The organism is Ramlibacter sp., from assembly GCF_013697775.1.
In the GTDB taxonomy this organism is placed as follows: domain Bacteria; phylum Pseudomonadota; class Gammaproteobacteria; order Burkholderiales; family Burkholderiaceae_C; genus Ramlibacter.
Map to the genome: position 1 here is coordinate 30,409 of NZ_JACCWG010000435.1, position 16,674 is coordinate 47,082.

Genomic DNA, 16,674 nt, shown 5'->3' on the forward strand with positions numbered 1-16,674 from the left:
AGACGCACCGCTACCTGGCCTTGTAGACACCAGCTGACAATTCGATGTCGTTAGCCTTATGAAGATGGTCGATTTGCATCTCAATCGTTTCGCGCAACTGGCTGCTCACCACCGCGAATCCAAGCGTCTTTGCGACTGCCGGAGGGATCTCCCCGCGATCTCCTCCCAAGTTCTGTTTCAGCAATAAGCGAATTGCCTCCTGGATTTCAACAGGCGACAGGTACTCGGGTTTCCTCAACGCCGGAGACGACACCGCGGCGCGATTGCGAACACGAACTTTCCGGGTTGGAATGTCGATGAACGATTCCCTTTTCTCGATACTCTTGTCGCGGATGAGGTGACCGAGGCTGGCCTCGACTGCATCGCGGATGCGATTCCCGGCTCGCTGCAGCCCCCACAGCGTCCGCAAACGAGTGACAAGTTCGTCTGTGTGGATCGGCCCTTCCTCCTGGACGATCTTGTAGACAAACTCGGCAAGCCGGTAGGCAGGAACTTCGTGCAGTTCCTTGTGCTTCGGCACGTCGAAACTCGCCTCCGAATACGTTTCGCCGGGGCGGTTGCCGAACCCCACCTGCATCTCCGACGTGTTGTCTTCGCGATCGAGAAACCCGAACTGCATAACCGGCGTGGCGGCATTCGCACGCAATTCCTCGCGAGCCGCCAATTCGCCGCGCGCGGCCGCTACCGCCGCGAGCAGTTTGTCCAGCTCGATCTGCGGTTGCCTGAACCAGTCGCTTGCCCAAACCCTGTGAAGGATCCAGCCGTGATCTTCCAGGACAGCCTGCCGAAGACGATCTCGGTCACGCGCGGAACGCGAAGAGTGATACGAGTCACCGTCGAGTTCGATCCCCAACAGGTAGCGGCCAGGATTGTCCTTGTCGAGTACGGCGAGATCGATGAAAAACCCCGCAATCCCCACTTGCTGGTGGACAGTCAATCCTGTTTTCTCGACAGCACCCTTTAGATCGGTTTCCAGCGCGGAGCCTGCCTCCTTGCTGGTGCTCGTGGCAATCGACAGCTTTCCTGTCTCCGCGTACTTGAGAAATACCTTGAGCGCCGCGACTCCCTTGCCCTTCGCGCGCTCCAGGTCAATGTCGTCGGCCGTGATCGACGAGAACACCTCGCACCGCAACTTGGCACGGGAAATCAGGACGTTCAGCCGGCGTTCTCCACCATCAGCGCCTATGGGGCCGAATCGCATTGCGAGGTAGCCGCTTGCGTTTCGCGCGTAGGCAACCGAGATGAAGATGACGTCCCGCTCGTCGCCCTGCACGTTTTCCAGGTTCTTGATGAAGAACGGTTCGTTGGGATGCGCCGTGAAGAAGGATTCCGTTTCCGGAAACTTGCGCCGCAGTACTTCAAGTTCGTCCTGGATGGCGATCTTCTGCTGGAGCGAGAACGATGCCACGCCCAGCGAGAGTGCGGGTGACTGCACCGCGTGTTCCATAATCGCGTGCGCGATGGCCTTCGCCTCTTCCCGGTTGACGCGCGTCCCACCCGTGTCGAAGACACCGTCCTTGACATAGTTGAATCGCAGCCCCTGTCCGCCAGCAGCAGTTGTGGGGCTCGGCACGACAAACAGCCTGCTTTCGTAGAACTGCTGGTTGGACACGGCGATCAGGGATTGATGGCGGCTGCGGTAGTGCCACCGGAGCATCTTTTGAGGCATGCCCTTGGAGACGCACAGGCTCAGGATGCTCTCGACATCCGCAGTTCCCGCAATGTGCGCCTCGTCGTCCTCGTCGTCACGTTCCGCGTCGCTTGTCATTCTCGAAAAGAATCGGGTCGGCGGCAATTGCTTGTCGTCTCCCACGACGACGATCTGCTTGCAACGCGCGACCGCACCCAGTGCATCCACCGGCTCAATCTGGCTCGCCTCGTCGATGACCAGCAAGTCGAACTCGATCGCTCCCGGCTCGAGGAACTGCGCCACGGAGAGCGGGCTCATCATGAAGACGGGCTTGATCGCTTGCACCGCCGGCGCCGCATGCCGAAACAAGCGGCGCAGCGGCATATGACCGCGTTTGCGCGCAATCTCTCCGTTCAACACGCCCATGGGGCCGATACCAGTCGCAGCGCGTGGAATGCCTTCGAAGTGGCGCAGCGCGGCCTCGGCACGCGCGATTTCGATCCGCTTTTTGTCAAGGCTTCGGAACTGCTCCACGTGCCGCGAGTGCTGGCCGCCGTCGAATTCGACCAGTTGCGGCATCTGTCGGCACAGATCGCGCAGCACGGTTTCGTAGCTTGCCTTGAGGAACGCGGGAACAAGCTGGGCTACAGTCAAGCGCGCCTCTTCGATCTGCGTCACCAGGCCGGTGAGCCCAAGACCCTTTGCCTGTTCCCTGACGCTGAAATAGTGTGTCCACGCGAACAGGCCAACAGGCTCGCTTTGCCACCGCTCCAGCCGCGACGCAATTTCCCTCAGCGCGATCGCTTCAGATGAAGGAACACCGAAGGCCTCCGGAACATTCAGCGCGTAGTTGGCGGCGATCTTGCTCCAACTGACCTCGAACGACTGAAGCTTCACGCTGCAGTCCCGCGTGGTCGATCCGCATTCAGAAGGATCGGCAACACGCGAGTAGAGCTGCCTGAATCGTTCCGGGACCACATTTCCGTCCGAACCCCGCATCCATTCGATCACGGCCTGCAGGTGCGACCAGTTGCTTCCCTCTCCTTGCCACGCGGCCCCGAAAGCGCTGCGCGCGAAATCGGCCTGGGCTGCCACTTCCTTGCGCAGCCGTATGGATTCCGAGATCGTATCGAGGAGCGCCAGTTGCTCGTTCCGGGTTTTGGGCAAGGCTGTGCGCAATTGGCCCTTCAATGATCTGACCGCCGCCCGGTATTCCCCTGAGAAGATCCGAAACAGCGAGTCGCCCCGCTCCGCGATGGCACGGCGTGCAAGTGCGAAGTCCTGGTCCCATGCGCTTTCCAGGAATGCCTTCTCCAGTTTTTCCCGGCTCAGCGCATAGCTCAACCCTTTGTCGACGATCTGGGTCAGGGCGCCGAATCCTGCTGACCACACGGCGTGCGCAACGGCGCCTCTGTCCAGGTGCGGCGCATTCGCAATCTTCTCGCCCACACGCAGCTGCTTCTTGAGTTCGTGCAGCGTGGGTGCTTCGGGAAGTCCCAGGCTTTGTGCCACGCAAGCCGATGCAAGCTCGGTCGCTTGCAACAGCTCCAGCGTAATTGCAACCTCCTCCTGCCACCGATCGGCGTCAAGTTTGAGGACGGCACGGTGCGAAACGCCGCGCCATGAGTGGCCGGCGATGTCACCGATCTCGTCCGCCTTTCTTGCCAGCTCCTGCAGGAGCTGGCGACGCTTGGCGAACTCATCCGGCGTCCACGTCGCCGCCTCTGGCACTAACTCGGACACCCCGCCGATCGCGTGTGCGTTCAAGCACGAGAGCATGCCGAGCACCTCGTAAGGTTTTAGGCGGTGCGGCTCGAGCCGCCTGTGCATCGCATCAGCATGCGCATTGAGATGCACGCGCACGGCATCGAGCCGAGAAACGACCTCGTCGCGTAGCTCGAGCTTCGGCCTGCCAAGATCCTTGGTGGCCTTCAATTCTTCCAGCACGCGTCGCTTGTTCGATCGGTTGCTGTGCAGCTCAAGGCATGCCTCACCCAGACCGATCGCGTTCAGCCGCCGGAACACCACCTCGAGGGCCGCCATCTTCTCGGATACGAAAAGCACTTTCTTTCCGTCCGCCACGGCTGCGGCGATCACGTTGGTGATCGTCTGTGACTTGCCTGTCCCGGGCGGCCCCTGGATGACCAGATGCGCGCCGTTGCGGACCGCCTCCATGGCCAGGGTCTGCGAGCTGTCCGCGTCGACAACGTGTCGTTGCGCATCAACCGTCACCACCGCATCAATGCGGTCCGGCTCCTCCAACAGGTCTTCACGCGATGCGAAGCCGTCCTGCATGACGGCGCGGATCAGAGGCTGTTCATCAATGCGCTTGTCGACAGGCCAGTTCGCCGGATCGAGATCCCGGTACATGAGGAATTTTGCAAAGCTGAAGAACCCGAGCGCAATCGCGTCCGGAAAGACCTCCCACCCTTTCTGTGCTTTGGCGACTTCTGCAACCTGGGAGATATAACCCATCGGCTCGAAGTCGTCGCCAGAGTGGAACTCGGGAAGCAGCAGGCCGAAATCCGCCTTGAGCTTGGCGGCGAGCGACAGGTTTTCGGCTGCGTCTTCCTGCATCCACGACAGGTGGAACCGGTCTGCCGCACTCTTGCGCGACAACATCACCGGGACAAGAACCAGCGGCGCCAAGCGGTCCTTCTCGACTCCCTTTGGATCAATCCATTTCAGCTGGCCCAGGGCGAGGTAAAGGATGTTGACGCCCTGCTCCTCGATGAAAGTTCTCGCGTCGTAGAACATCTCGAGCAAGCGGTGTTGCAACGTATCCGACGCGAGCTTCGTCTGAAGCTTGAGATCGCGGTGCCTCGTTGCGGTGCCACCCAGCTGTTCGTCATCGTCATCGGGCTGCGACAACAGCACTCCGGCTTCGTCGTCGCCGGTTTTTTCATTCGACTTCTCGCCTTCGATCTCGCGGCCGGGCAGGAATGTCATGGATTTTTCTGTTTTGACGAGCGCTTCGTAAACGTACTGCGTCTTCTCGTCATAGATATTGATGAGCTTGCTCGACGCTCGCTTGGGGATGCTGAGGAGCCTATTGCGCGTCGAGAGATCGAGAAGCGATAGCCTGCTTTGCTCCAGTTTTTGCGCAATCGTGACCATCCCCATCCCCTAAGAGTCCAACGCGGCATCTTTAGCCAAGAGATTGAGCTTACGATTGGTAACTTCCCTAACTAGACCTTAGAAAGACCTTTGACTAAGGCCCTGCCCCTCACTTCGTCGTTTCAGCCTACGCCGCCCTCATGCTTGCCCTTTTCGCGCCTTAATCACCCAGCAAGCAGCAATCAGGCGAACCTCTTCCGCATGCACATAGGCATCGAATGCCGCGCGCACGGTGTCGGTGACTTGCGCGCGCGTCTGCGCATCCAGCGTATGGAGCATCTGGCCGAGCGGGCCGAGCCGGGTGACGTAGCGGACCAGGTCTTTTGCCGGAAACGTGCAGGCGATGTCGATCGGCCGGATGTCGATCTCATTCCATCCGCTGTCCTGCAGGATGCCGCGCACGCGGCGCGCATTGGCGAACGCGAACTGGCCGGGCGCATCGGGGCGGCGCGCAGGCATGTCCGGCAGGAACGGCGCCGCCGCGCGCTCGGCGGCCGTCATGAACGGGTTGTCTTCGGGGCTGCGCCATGCAAGGCAACGCAGGTCCGCGCCGGCCGCGGCCGCGTGCCGCAGGTTGGCGAAGGCCTGCACCGGATCGTCGAAGAACATCACACCGAAGCGCGAGACGACCATGTCGAAGCCATCGGCCGCGAAGGCATGCCGCTGCGCATCGGCGCGGAGGAAGGTTGCCGGTGTTCCATCGCGCAGCGCGCGCGCACGCGCTGCAGCGATCAGCGGTTCGGAAATGTCGATGCCGGTGCAATGCCCTTGCGCGCCGAGCAGCCGCGCGGCGGCCAGCGTGGTGGCGCCGGCGCCGCAGCCCACGTCGAGCACGCTGCGCGGCGCGCGCGCGGCGACGGCCTGCGCGAGCAGGTCCTCCATCGGCTGGAACAAACCATCGAGCAGGTCCTGCGTGTCCACCCAGGCCTGCCCGGCAAGGCCGTTCCACATCCGCGCCTGCGGGCTGTCGTCATCAAGCGTGCCGCTCATAATCATTCTCCTGTGCATGGATGAAACATCGAAAGCAGCACTGTGCCAATTCAAGTCGGCTTGAGGTCAAGAGGTGGGTGAGCTGGACATCGCGGCCGTGGCGCGGCACGCGGGCATTCCCGCGTCGACGCTGCGCTACTACGAAGAGAAGGGCCTGATCGCCTCGATTGGCCGGCGCGGGCTGCGCCGGGTGTTCGACGGCAGCGTGTTCCAGCGGCTGGCGCTGATCGCGCTCGGGCGCGCCGCCGGCTTCTCGCTGGACGAGATCGCGCGCATGTTCGGGCCCGATGGGCAGCCGCGCATCGAGCGGCCCCTGCTCGACGCCAAGGCGGACGAGCTGGACCGGACGATTCGGCAGTTGAGCGCCGTGCGCGACGGCCTGCGCCATGCGGCCGTGTGCCCCGCGCCGAGCCACATGGAATGCCCCACGTTCCGCCGCATCCTCGGCGTTGCCGCGGCTGCGAACGGGCGCGGCGCCAGGGGTGCGAGGAAGCCTCCGACCGGCTGACGGCGCCGGCGAAAGCGCTGGCTCATGTGGGGTCGCGGACGATGAAGAAGCGTACGATCATGCCGCCCCTCCATTGCGTCTTCACAGGCTATCTTTGGCCAGGAATACTCCATGCATCTCCGCCTTGTTTTGCCGCGCCGCACGCTTCTTGCTGCAACCCTCGTCGCCTGCTTGCTGTCTGCCTGGGCGTCGGCGCAAACCACCGCCGCGCCCATCCGCCTGCGCGGCACCATCGAGAGCATCGCGGCCGACCGGCTGGTGATGAAGGAACGCAGTGGCGAGCGCGTGGAACTCGCCCTGGCGCCCAACCTGACAGTGACCGAGATCTTTCCGGTGGGCATGGACACGGTCACGCCCAACAGTTTCGTCGGCGTGGGCGCGACGCCGCAGGCGGATGGCACGCAGCGCGCCATCGCCGTGCTGGTGTTTCCCGAAGCGATGCGCGGCACCGGTGAAGGCCACCGGCCGTTCGATTTCCTGCCGCAAAGCACGATGACCAATGCAACGGTCGCGGGCCAAGCCACCGCCGCGGACGGCAACCGGCTGACCCTGGCCTATCCCGGCGGCGAAAAGACCGTCGTGGTCGCGCCCGGCACGCCCATCGTGAGCCTGCGCCCCGGCAGCCGCGAACTGCTGGTGCCGGGTGCCGGCGTGTCGGTGACGGCGCAGGTGGTTGGGGAGAAGGCGACGGCCACGCGCATCAGCACGGGGCGCAACGGGTTCGCACCGCCGTACTGACGGCTGCCCGGCTCATTTGCCTTCCCGGCGTTCCCTGGCCCGCCGAACCTGGCGGGTCTCGGCGGCGCGGGCTGCGTGCGCGGTGCGCTCGCGGCGGCGCGCACGCCAGCGCGCTCCGAGGATGCGCGCGCTGATGAAAGCGAGCACAAAACCGAAAAGGACAACGAGCAATTTGCCGGAATCGATGGGCATGGAACGCGGACGCCGAGTGCGCAGGGGCGTCCATTCTCGCCTTCAGCCGATCTTCGGTGGAAGCAGCTCCCACACCTCCAGGCAGTCAGTCCCTCAAATCGCCCGCCCCAAGCGCCCCACCCCCTCCTCGATCTTTCCCACATCCGCAGTCGCAAAACTCAAGCGCAGCGTAGACGGATCAGGCTCCGTCGCATAGAACGGCGTGCCCGGCACGAACGCCACGCCCTGCTCGATGGCCCGCTTCGCGAGCTCCGCGGCGTCCTTCACCTTGCCGCCCGCGCCGGTCAGCTTCGCCCAGAAGAACATGCCGCCTTGCGGCTGCGTGAATTCGATGGCGTCGCCCAGCTCCCGCTTCAGCGCCTTGCCCATCGCCAGCGCGCGCTCGGCATACGCCGTGCGCACGGTCTGCAGGGCGGCGGGCATGCGGCCGCTTTTCAGGTACTGCGCGGCGGTGGCCTGCGCGAAGGTGCTGGTGTGCGCGTCGCTGAACTGCTTGCACATCACCGCTTTGGCCAGCAGCTCCGGCGGCGCGATCATCCAGCCCACGCGCAGGCCGGGGCTCAGCACCTTGCTCAGGCTGCCGCAGTACGCCAGCCACTCGCGGCTGCCAGGCACGTCCTTGCTCAGGGCCAGCATGGAAGGCGGCGGCGGCTCGCTGCCGAAGTACAGCTCGCCGTAGGGGTCGTCCTCCACCACCAGCGTCTTGTACTTGGCGGCGATCTCCAGCACCTTCATGCGGCGCTCGCGCGTGAGCAGCGCGCCGCTCGGGTTGCCGAAGCTGGGGATCAGGTACACCAGCTTGGGCTTGTGCTCGGCCACCAGCTGCTCCAGCCTGTCGGTGTCCACGCCGTGCGCGTCCACCGGCGCGCTGACCAGATCGGCGCCGTACAGGCGAAAGCACTGGATGGTGGCCAGGAAGGTCGGGCCTTCCACGATCACCTTGTCGCCCGGGCCGATCATGGTCTTGCCCAGCAGGTCCAGCGCCTGCTGGCTGCCGGTGGTCACCATCAGCTGCTGCGGCTCGATGTCGCCCACGCCCTTGCGGCGCATGAACTCCGCCAGCTGCGTGCGCAGCGGCTCATGGCCTTCGGTGGCGCCGTACTGCAAGGCGGCGCCCGGCTCCTCGGCCAGTGCAGCGTTCACGGCCTGCTGGATGCCCGCCACGTCGAACATCGCGCTGTCCGGAAAGCCACCGGCAAAGCTGATGATGCCGGGCTTGCCCAGCAGCTTGAACAGCTCGCGGATGGCGGAGGTTTCGACGTTGTTGAGGCGATCGGCAAACGGCAGGGACATGGCGGTTCTCTGGACTTCAAGAAAGGGAAATGCACGAATTCAGGCATTGTGGCGCCGTGCCGCGCAGGATTAAAGCGTCTTGCGGTACACGATGAAGCCCGAGCGCTCGGCCAGCTGGTTGTACAGGTGCTGCGCCGTGCCGTTGCTCTCGTGCGTCTGCCAGTACACGCGCGCGCACTGCGCGGCCTGGGCGCGGCCGTACACCGCCTCGATCAGCTCGCGGCCGATGCCGCGTCCGCGCGCCGCTTCCACGGTGAACAGGTCCGACAGGTAGCAGCTGGGCGCCACCGCGATGGTGCTGGGGTGGAACAGGTAGTGGGCCAGCCCAAGCAGCCGGCCATCGGCTTCGGCCACCAGCGCGTGCATCGGTTGTTCGGCATCGAGAAAGCGCGCCCAGGTAACGCGCGTCACGTCCTCCGGCAAGGCAGTGGCGCCATCGCGCTCGTAGAAGGCGTTGTAGCCGTCCCAAAGGACTTTCCACTGCGCATAGTCGTCCGGCTGGACGAAGCGGATGACGACGGGCGACGACGGATCGGATGGCATGGTGCGGCCTCTCGGGAGCTTCGCGCCATTATCGGCGCGGCCCCGCGCGGCTCACTGCGTGGCGGTGGCGCCGCTGCCGCGCCGCCAGGCGCCCGGGCCCATGCCGCGTTCGCGCTTGAAGGCCTTGCTGAAGGCGGCTTCGGATTCATAGCCGACTTGCGAGGCCACCTGCCCGAGCGACAGGCCGTCCTGCCGCAGGAGGTTCGCCGCCTTGAACATGCGCCAGCGCGTCAGGTACTCCAGCGGGCTCTGGCCCACGCGCTGGCGAAAGCGCAGCGCGAAGGCCGACCGCGAAAGCAGCGCCGCGGACGCCAGCGTGTCCACCGTCCACGGCCGCGCCATGTCCTTGTGCATGGCGCGCAGCGCCGGGCCGATGCGCGCGTCGGCCAGCGCGCCCAGCCAGCCCGATTCCTCCTCGCCCGCCGAGGCCACGTGTGCGCGCACCGCCTGCACAAAGAGGATGTCGGCCAGCCGGCTCACCACCAGGCCCGAGCCCAGCCCCGGCTCGCCGGTTTCCATGGCCAGCAGCTGCAGCGTGCCCTGAAGGGCGTGCGCGCGGGCCTGGTCCATGCGCACGTGCAGCAGCGTGGGCAGCAGGTCCAGCAGCGGCGTTGCGGCCGTGCGGTCGAACAGGAACCAGCCGCACAGCACGGTGGCCGCCGTGCCGCTGCCGCCCAATTCCACCGTGCCGCCGATGCGGTCGCGCACGGCGGAGGCGCAGCTCACCGTGGGCGTGAGCGGGTGGTCGCGCAGCACGTGCGCGCTGCCGTGCGCCAGCACGAAGCAGTCGCCGGCGGCCAGCGGCACCGGGTCGTCGAAGCCCTCCACCTCCAGCAGGCAGCTGCCGCGCACCACCAGGCCGAAGCGCGCGGAGGTGCCGCCGTTGAGGCTCAGGCCCCAGGGCGCGCGCGCCTCCAGGCGGGCGTAGAGGGCGCTTTGCACGCGCATGGCGGCGAAGATGTCGTCGAGCGGGTCCATGGATGGCTGTTCGGTGGATCGGACGGTGGGATTGGACGAACGGACAGGAATCATGGTGCATTGCGCATTCACCGTCCGGGCTGCCGGGGCAAAGATACACGCATGAACCCAATTGCCGCAACCACCCCGGTCCCGATGCTGTCCCCGGAAGCACTCGCCGCCCTCGCCGGGCGCTACATCGAGATGTGGAACATCGCCGATGCCGCCGAGCGCCGCCGGGCCGTCGAATCCGTCTGGGTGCCCGAGGGCTGCCACTCGGTGCGCACGCTGCAGGCCCGCGGGTATGAGGAACTGGTGCAGCGCGTGGCGTCTTCGCACGAGAAGAACGTGCGCGACAAGGGCTTCCGCTTTCGCCTGAGCGGCCAGCCGCAGCAGCTGCAGGGCGCCGTGCTGCTGCACTGGGACATGATGTGCCCGCCCTCGCCCGCGCTGGAAGCCTACGGCCTGGTGTTCGCGCACCTGGCGCCCGATGGGCGCATCGCCGCCGACTACCAGTTCGTGCTGCCGACACCGCAGGCCTGAAGCAGGGCCCTTACCTCCCACGTCATTGTCCGGCCGCAGGTGGCGCGGCCACACTGCGGGGGCACCGCTCGCACTCTCGCTTTTTGGATCCGCCATGAGCAACCCAATCGCATCCGCTTCCCTCGCTGGCGCACCGGCGCACGCCACGCAGCAGCAGCCCGGCCGCCTGGCGCTGCTGGTCATGCTGTCCGGCACTTTCATGGTGGTGCTGGATTTCTTCATCGTGAACGTCGCCCTGCCCGCGCTGCAGGCCGACCTGCGCGCGAGCACGGGCACCGTGCAGATGGTGGTGGCCGGCTACGGCCTGGCCAATGCCGCCGGCCTCATCACCGGCGGGCGCCTGGGCGACATCTTCGGGCGGCGCCGCATGTTCATGCTGGGGCTGCTGCTGTTCACGCTGGCGTCGCTGGCCTGCGGCCTGGCGCCCAATGGCGACGTCCTGGTGGCGGCGCGCGTGCTGCAGGGCATGGCCGGCGCGGTGCTGCAGCCGCAAGTGCTGGCGATGATCGCGCTGGTCTACACCGGCGAGTCGCGCGCCAAAGCCTTCGGTGCCTACGGGCTCGCGCTGGGCCTGGGCGCGGCGCTGGGCCAGCTCATCGGCGGCGTGCTGATCCACCTGGACATCGCGCACCTCGGCTGGCGCAGCTGCTTTCTCATCAACATTCCCATCGGCGTCGCCGGCCTGCTGCTGGCGCCGCGCTTCATTCCACCGCTGGCCAACACCGGCGCGAGCCGGCTCGACTTGGTGGGCATGCTGCTCGCCGCGGCCGGTTCGGTGGCCGTGGTGCTGCCGCTGGTGGAAGGCCGGCAGCAAGGCTGGCCCGTGTGGAGCATCGCGATGCTGGTGGCCGCGCTGCCCCTGCTGGCGCTGTTCGCCTGGTACCAGCGGTGGCTGGCCGCGCGCGGCGGCGCGCCGCTGGTGGCGCCCGCGCTGCTCGCGCACCGGCGTTTCGTGCGGGGGCTGCTGGCCACGCTGGCGTTCTACGTGGGCAACGCGTCGCTGTATCTCGTGCTGGCGCTCTATCTGCAGCAAGGCCTGCACATCGCGCCGATGCATTCGGGCCTGGTGTTCACGGCCATGGCCGTGGGCTTTTTCCTGGCGTCGATGGGCTCGGCGCGGCTGGCCAAACGCTTCGGCGGCGCGCCCATCGCGCGCGGCGCGCTGCTGCTGGCCGCCGGCCACGTGCTGCAGCTTGGCAACGTGCTGTGGGGTGGCCAGCACATGCTGGCATTGATGGTGCCGATCCTGTTCGTGCAGGGCCTGGGCCTGGGCGTGGTGATGGCGCCGCTGGTCTCGGCCGTTCTCGCCGGCCTGCCGCCGCAGCACGCGGGCGTGGCATCGGGCGTGCTGGCCATGGTGCAGCAGACCGGCAACGCGCTGGGTGTGGCGCTGATCGGCCTGCTGTTCTACGGGCAGCTGCACGGGGCGGTAACACCGGCTGCGTATGCCGATGCGTTCGCGGCGTCGCTTGTGTACCTGACGGTGTCGGCGCTGGGGGTGGCACTGCTGTATCGGCGGCTGGTGCGCGTGGGGGCGTGATTGCGTTGCTTGGGTGGCAGCGACCGGCGGTCGGGGTGGGCCAGGCTCCGGGATCACGCTCGCGGGCGTCTGCCTTGGTACGCACAGATCACGTCGTCAACACCGCTGTGCCGTGCTGCCTCTGTGGCGACCGCGAATGGACCCTGCGCCTGGCCCACCCCGACCGCCGGCCGCACGTGTCGCTTTCACTTTCGAACGCCCCCTCACCCCGGCCCTCTCCCCCTGGGGGGAGAGAGAGGAAGTCCGGTCCCGGGCGGAACGCTCCGGTGCAACGTGGAGGGCAGTGGTTGGGGTACCCGGGCGCAGGGTCCATTCGCGGCCGCTACAGAGGCTGCACGGCACCGCGGTGTTGACGACGGGCCGGCAGCATGCCGGGGCAGTCGCCCGCGAGCGTGATCCCGGAGCCCGGGTACCCCGGCCACTGCCCGATGCCACCCAAGCCAAAGCGTCAAAACCCCGCCGCCAGCCCGTCCCTTCGCGAATCGCTGGCCGCCACATACCCTTCCACCTTCGGATCCCCCAGCCGCCAGATGAACTGCCCCGCGCCGAAGTCCTGGTAGCTGTCGTTGATGACTTCCATGTGGTGGCCGCGGTTGGCCAGCTCCTGCACGGTAGCCGGGTCCATCTGCGCTTCCACGTTGATCTCCAGGCCCTGGTTGAAGCGCCAGCGCGGCGCGTCGCACGCGGCCTGCGGGCTCTGGCCGTAATCCAGCATGCGCACCAGCGTCTGCATGTGGCCCTGCGGCTGCATGTTGGCGCCCATCACGCCGTAGCTCATGACCGGCTGGCCATTCTTGGTGAGGAAGGCCGGGATGATGGTGTGGAACGGCCGCTTGCCGGGCGCCACCTGGTTCGGCCCGGGCGACACGCTGAAGCCGTGGCCGCGGTTCTGCAGGCTGACGCCGTACTGCGGCTCCACGCAGCCCGAGCCGAAGCCCATGTAGTTGCTCTGGATGAAGCTCACCATCATGCCGTTCTCGTCCGCCGCGGTCAGGTAGATGGTGCCGCCCTTGGCCACGTTGCCGGCGCCGAAGTCCTGCGCGCGCTTCATGTCGATCAGCTTCGCGCGGCTGGCCAGGTAGGCGTCGTCCAGCATCTGTTCGGGCGTGACCTCCATCGCCGAGGGTTCGGCCACGTACTTGTAGATGTCGGCGAAGGCCAGCTTCATGGCCTCGATCTGCAGGTGCTGCGAATCGGCGCCGTCCACCGGCATGCCGGCCACGTCGAACTTGTCCAGGATGCCGATGGCGATGAGCGCGGCGATGCCCTGTCCGTTGGGCGGGATCTCGTGCAGCGTGTGGCCGCGGTAGTTCTTGGCGATGGGTGCCACCCACTCCGGCTTGTAGGCCGCGAGGTCTGCCGCCGTGATGGCGCCGCCGTGCTCGCCAGCAAAACGCGCGATGGCCTGCGCGATCTCGCCGCGGTAGTAGGCCTCGCCCTTCGTCTGCGCGACCAGCCGCAGCGCGCGCGCCGCCGCCTTGAACTGGAACAGCTCGCCCGCGCGCGGCGCGCGGCCCCAGGGCAAAAAGCTCTGCGCGAAGCCGGGCATGGAGCCCAGCTCCGGCGTGGCCGCGGCCCACTTCTGCTGCACCACCGGCGGCAGCATGTAGCCGCGCTCGGCGATGTCGATGGCCGGCTCCATCAGGTCGGCGAAAGGCAGCTTGCCGAAGCGCTCCGACAGCGCCGCCCAGCCCGCCACCGCGCCCGGCACGGTGACGGAGTCCAGGCCCCGCTTGGGCGGCTTGCGCACGTCGGCGCCGTACTTGCCGCGGAAGTAGTCGGGCGTCCAGGCCGCCGGTGCCTGGCCGGACGCGTTCAGGCCGTGCAGTTCCTTGCCGTCCCACAGGATCGCGAAGGCGTCGCTGCCCAGGCCGTTGCTGACCGGCTCGCACAGGGTCATGACGGCCGCGGCGGCGATGGCCGCATCGACCGCGTTGCCGCCCTTCCACAGCATGCGCAGGCCGGCCTGTGCGCCCAGCGGGTGCGAGGTGGACACCACATTGCGCGCGAACACCGGCAGGCGCGTGGTCGGATAGGGGTTCTGGTAGTTGAAAGTCATGTTCCGTTCCTGCGGCCGGCGCCCGGGCAGCGATTCAATCTGCGGTGAGCTTGCGCTCGGTGATGATCTTCTTCCACTTGGCGCGGTCGGCTTCGGCCATGCCAGCGAACTGCTGCGGCGTGCCGCCCACCGGCTCGATGCCCAGGCGCGCCAGCCGGTCCTTCACGGCCTGCTCCTGCAGCGCCTGGTTCAGCGCCGTGTTGAGCCGCATCACGACGTCGGCCGGCAGGCCCTTGGGGCCGTACAGGCCGGACTACGACTTGAACGCTTCGGCCGTGAGGTGCACGATGGTGGCGTTGCCGCTGCTGGCGTAGTTCAGCTTGCCGGGGTTCTTGCGCGCGTAATCGATCCATTCCTTCACGGTTTTGGCGGGCGCGCTGTTGGGCACCAGCATGATGCTGGGCGCGTTGCCCACATGGGCGACCGGCGTGAAGTCGGCCACCGCGTCGTAGGGCAGCTTGTTGCCGAAGCTCGGGCCGATGCTGTGCGTGCTGCTGGTAGCCAGCAGCAGCGTGTAGCCGTCGGGGGCTGCCTTGGCAACGACGTCCGAGCCGATGGTGCCGCCCGCGCCGGGCCGGTTCTCCGCCACCACCGCCTGCCCCAGCCGCTCCGACAGGCGCTGCGAGATCGCGCGCGCGAAGATGTCGGTGGCGCCGCCCGCGGGGAACGGCACGATCCAGCGCACCGGCTTGGCCGGCCAGGGCCAGGGCGGTGAGCACGCGTCTGTTCATGGCACCCATTATCGAAACCGACATGGAAAAGCCAAAGCAAATATTCGTTTAGCCACGCTAAAGGCTGGAGGCCGAGCTGCGCCGGCCGCTGTTCGAGCGCCAGGGCAAGTCGGTCACGCTCAGCAGCACGGGACGCGCGCTGGTGCCGGGCGTGCGCAAGCTGGTCGCCACCTACGAGCAGACGCTGCAGGCGCCCGCCGCCGGCATCATGTCGGGCACGGTGCACCTGGGCGCGGTGGTGTCGGCGGTGCGCCCGCTGATCCAGGCCACGCTGGCGCTCAAGCGCAGGCACCCGCTGCTGGAACTGCACGTGTCGGCGGCCAAGTCGATGGAGCTGGTGGCGCGCGTGGCCGGCGGCGAGCTGGACGCCGCCATCGCCGTGCGCGAGCCGGGGCCGCACCATCCGGACCTCGGCTGGACCGCGCTGTACGGCGAGCCGATGGTGCTGGTCGCGCCGCGCAAGGCCGAGGAGGCGCCGCTGCGCACGCTGCTGCAGCGCCACCCGTTCATCCGCTTCGACCACACGCAGCACACCGGCCAGCTGGTGGAGCGGGCGCTGCGCAAACTGCGCGCCGCGCCGCAGGAGTTCCTGGAGCTCAACGCCATCGAGAGCATCGTCGAGCTGGTGCGCTCGGGCCTGGGCGTGACGGTGCTGCCGCAGCTGCGCGAGAGCCGCTGGAGCGCCGACGCGCGGCTGCGCGTGCTGGAGATCCCCAACACCGAGGAGCGCCGCATCGCGCTGGTGCAGCGGCGCGACGGCGCCAACGCGCCGGTGGTGGGCGCGCTGGTCCAGGCCCTTACACTCGCCGGCCATGAAGGATGAGGACGTCGCCCCGTTTTTCGCCACGCTGCGCGCGGCCAACCCGATGCCGGCCACCGAGCTGGAGTTCAGCACGGTGTTCGAGCTGCTGGCGGCCGTGCTGCTGTCGGCGCAGGCCACCGACGTGGGCGTGAACAAGGCGACGCGCAGGCTGTTTCCGGTGGCGAACACGCCCGAGGCCATCCTGGCGCTGGGGCGCGACGGGCTGGAGAGCTACATCAAGACCATCGGCCTGTACCGCATGAAGGCCAAGCACCTGATGGAAACCTGCCGCATGCTGGTGGAGCGGCACGGCGGCGAGGTGCCGCGCAGCCGCGAGGAACTGCAAGCCCTGCCCGGCGTGGGCCGCAAGACCGCCAACGTGGTGCTCAACGTGGCTTTCGGCGAAGAGACCATGGCGGTGGACACGCACATCTTCCGCGTGGGCAACCGCACCGGCCTGGCGCCGGGGCGCAATCCGCTGGAAGTCGAGCAGGTGCTGCTGCGCCGCATCCCCCGGGAGTTCATGGTGGACGCGCACCACTGGCTCATCCTGCACGGCCGCTACGTCTGCGTGGCGCGCACGCCGAAATGCTGGCAGTGCGCCGTCGTGCAGTACTGCGATTACCAGCCCAAGACGCCGACGCCGCCCGGCTGAGGCATGCGCGGTGCATCGCCGCGTCCTACCGCGCGAAGTCCTGCCGCCCACGCAGCACGTAGGTGCTCTCCGACGCGGCACGTGCGGAAATCATTGCAAGGTGGCCTCAACGACTTCTGAAGGCGTTGCTTTCCACTTTCCAAGAGACAAGGATCCCAAGCATGAACAAGCTCCTCATGACGCTGCTGTCGGCGTTTCTCGCAGCCGGCGTGTCCGCGCAGACGACCGGCACCACCGGGACCACCGCGGGCAGCACCACGCCGTCGTCGACGGCCTCGGGCAGCGCGTCCCCGCGCACCGGCACCGGCACCCGCACCGCGCCCCGTGCCGGCACGGACACGGGCACCACCGCCGGCACCGGCACGAGCACCACCAC

At 67.1% G+C, this 16,674-nt stretch carries 13 protein-coding genes and 2 pseudogenes; 7 read left to right on the plus strand and 8 right to left on the minus strand.

Annotated elements, in window-relative coordinates; all coding sequences use genetic code 11:
* Positions 1–10: 10 nt before the first annotated feature.
* Together H0U68_RS22070 and H0U68_RS22075 are read right to left on the minus strand one after the other, a co-directional pair.
* Positions 11–4,747, minus strand: a complete 4,737-nt coding sequence (locus tag H0U68_RS22070; RefSeq protein ID WP_296359051.1) for a DUF3320 domain-containing protein — start codon at positions 4,745–4,747, stop codon at positions 11–13.
* Positions 4,748–4,885: 138 nt separating this feature from the next.
* Positions 4,886–5,737 carry a class I SAM-dependent methyltransferase gene (locus tag H0U68_RS22075; protein WP_296359052.1) on the minus strand — a complete coding sequence of 284 codons (852 nt, stop codon included), beginning with the start codon at positions 5,735–5,737 and terminating at the stop codon, positions 4,886–4,888.
* A gap of 73 nt (positions 5,738–5,810) precedes the next feature.
* Between H0U68_RS22075 and H0U68_RS22080 the strand changes: the two genes are divergently transcribed.
* Together H0U68_RS22080 and H0U68_RS22085 are read left to right on the plus strand one after the other, a co-directional pair.
* Positions 5,811–6,245, plus strand: coding sequence for a helix-turn-helix domain-containing protein (locus tag H0U68_RS22080; RefSeq protein ID WP_296359053.1), 435 nt, complete (start codon positions 5,811–5,813; stop codon positions 6,243–6,245).
* 171 nt (positions 6,246–6,416) lie between these two features.
* The gene (locus tag H0U68_RS22085) at positions 6,417–6,983 is read left to right on the plus strand and encodes a hypothetical protein (protein ID WP_296359054.1); all 567 of its coding nucleotides are present in this window, start codon (positions 6,417–6,419) and stop codon (positions 6,981–6,983) included.
* A 12-nt stretch (positions 6,984–6,995) separates the two neighbouring features.
* Here the strand turns inward: H0U68_RS22085 and H0U68_RS22090 are convergent, their stop codons facing one another.
* From H0U68_RS22090 to H0U68_RS22105, 4 genes are all read right to left on the minus strand, one after another.
* A complete protein-coding gene (locus H0U68_RS22090) occupies positions 6,996–7,175 on the minus strand; it encodes a hypothetical protein (RefSeq protein WP_296359055.1) in 180 nt (59 codons plus the stop codon).
* A gap of 93 nt (positions 7,176–7,268) precedes the next feature.
* The gene (locus H0U68_RS22095) at positions 7,269–8,462 is read right to left on the minus strand and encodes a PLP-dependent aminotransferase family protein (RefSeq protein ID WP_296359064.1); all 1,194 of its coding nucleotides are present in this window, start codon (positions 8,460–8,462) and stop codon (positions 7,269–7,271) included.
* Between the two features lie 75 nt (positions 8,463–8,537).
* Positions 8,538–9,011 (minus strand): GNAT family N-acetyltransferase, encoded by a 474-nt coding sequence (locus tag H0U68_RS22100; protein ID WP_296359056.1) that lies wholly within the window; start codon positions 9,009–9,011, stop codon positions 8,538–8,540.
* A gap of 51 nt (positions 9,012–9,062) precedes the next feature.
* Complete coding sequence (locus H0U68_RS22105; protein ID WP_296359057.1) at positions 9,063–9,989, minus strand: AraC family transcriptional regulator; 927 nt, start codon at positions 9,987–9,989, stop codon at positions 9,063–9,065.
* Positions 9,990–10,091: 102 nt separating this feature from the next.
* On the opposite strand from H0U68_RS22105, the gene H0U68_RS22110 reads away from it, so the two are divergent.
* Positions 10,092–10,511 (plus strand): hypothetical protein, encoded by a 420-nt coding sequence (locus tag H0U68_RS22110; RefSeq protein WP_296359058.1) that lies wholly within the window; start codon positions 10,092–10,094, stop codon positions 10,509–10,511.
* A gap of 94 nt (positions 10,512–10,605) precedes the next feature.
* On the plus strand, positions 10,606–12,051 hold the full coding sequence (locus tag H0U68_RS22115; protein WP_296359059.1) for an MFS transporter: 1,446 nt from the start codon (positions 10,606–10,608) through the stop codon (positions 12,049–12,051).
* Between the two features lie 448 nt (positions 12,052–12,499).
* Here H0U68_RS22115 and H0U68_RS22120 read toward each other — a convergent pair whose 3' ends face one another.
* Entirely contained in the window at positions 12,500–14,110 is a 1,611-nt protein-coding gene (locus tag H0U68_RS22120; RefSeq protein WP_296359060.1) for a gamma-glutamyltransferase family protein, read from the minus strand.
* A gap of 34 nt (positions 14,111–14,144) precedes the next feature.
* Positions 14,145–14,810, minus strand: a pseudogene (locus H0U68_RS22125) (tripartite tricarboxylate transporter substrate-binding protein); the annotation flags it as partial.
* A gap of 182 nt (positions 14,811–14,992) precedes the next feature.
* Here H0U68_RS22125 and H0U68_RS22130 point away from each other — a divergent pair.
* The 3 genes and pseudogenes from H0U68_RS22130 to H0U68_RS22140 form a co-directional block, all read left to right on the plus strand.
* Positions 14,993–15,664 carry a LysR substrate-binding domain-containing protein gene (locus tag H0U68_RS22130; RefSeq protein ID WP_296359061.1) on the plus strand — a complete coding sequence of 224 codons (672 nt, stop codon included), beginning with the start codon at positions 14,993–14,995 and terminating at the stop codon, positions 15,662–15,664.
* Positions 15,654–16,298: an endonuclease III gene (gene nth / locus H0U68_RS22135; RefSeq protein ID WP_296359062.1), complete on the plus strand. Its 645-nt coding sequence runs from the start codon at positions 15,654–15,656 to the stop codon at positions 16,296–16,298. The genes H0U68_RS22130 and nth overlap by 11 nt, the downstream gene beginning before the upstream one ends.
* Before the next feature lie 161 nt (positions 16,299–16,459).
* Positions 16,460–16,674: pseudogene (locus H0U68_RS22140) on the plus strand (hypothetical protein); the annotation flags it as partial.